The 888-nt window shown below is 48.3% G+C and carries 2 protein-coding genes; both read right to left on the bottom strand.

Annotated features, from left to right (window positions below; genetic code table 11):
- On the bottom strand, window positions 1-425 hold a 425-nt coding region (locus A3757_RS22715; RefSeq protein WP_068740352.1), incomplete at its 3' end, for an aminodeoxychorismate/anthranilate synthase component II.
- Window positions 426-436: 11 nt separating this feature from the next.
- On the bottom strand, window positions 437-888 hold a 452-nt coding region (locus tag A3757_RS22720; RefSeq protein ID WP_197470240.1), incomplete at its 5' end, for an anthranilate synthase component I family protein.

Below are 888 nucleotides of genomic sequence, written 5' to 3' on the forward strand. Positions count from 1 at the left end.
TCCAGGCAATCAGGTAGCGTATCTTTACAAATAACCAGTGAGTGGTAACGGGTTGCGGTGAAAGGGTTAGTCAATCCCTTAAATACGCCCCTATCGTTATGATGCATGGCTGAAGTCTTACCGTGCATCACCTGCCCGGCACGAATGATATTTCCGCCAAAAGCCTGGCCAATACTTTGGTGACCCAAACAAATACCAAGAATTGGAAGCTTGCCTTTAAAGTGCTCAATGGCAGCCAGTGATACACCGGCTTCGTTTGGCGTACAGGGGCCAGGTGAAATCACAATTTTACTAGGTTTTAGCGCTTCAATTTCTTCGATGGTAATTTCATCGTTACGGTAAACATGAACATCGGCACCGAGTTCGCCCAAGTACTGAACAACGTTGTAGGTAAACGAGTCGTAGTTATCAATCATTAATAGCATTGTTTTTCTCCTTACCCGTCTAAGCCTTGAGTTGCCATTGCCACCGCTCTGAATACAGCGCGCCCTTTATTCATGGTTTCATCCCACTCACTTTGCGGTACCGAGTCTGCAACGACTCCCGCACCGGCTTGAATATGCAATACCTGGTCTTTTATGACCGCGGTGCGAATGGCAATCGCCGTGTCCATATTGCCATTCCATGAGAGGTAACCAACAGCGCCGCCATAAACGCCCCGCTTAACCGGCTCAAGCTCATCGATGATTTCCATCGCACGAATTTTCGGGGCACCACTTAGAGTACCGGCAGGGAAAGTCGCGCGTAATACATCAATCGGACTGGTATCGGGTTTTAGCTTGCCGGTCACGTTCGAGACAATGTGCATAACATGAGAGTAGCGCTCTATCACCATTTTATCGGTGAGCTCTACACTGCCAATTTCACTAACGCGGCCAGCATCATTTC

Source organism: Oleiphilus sp. HI0117 (genome assembly GCF_001635235.1).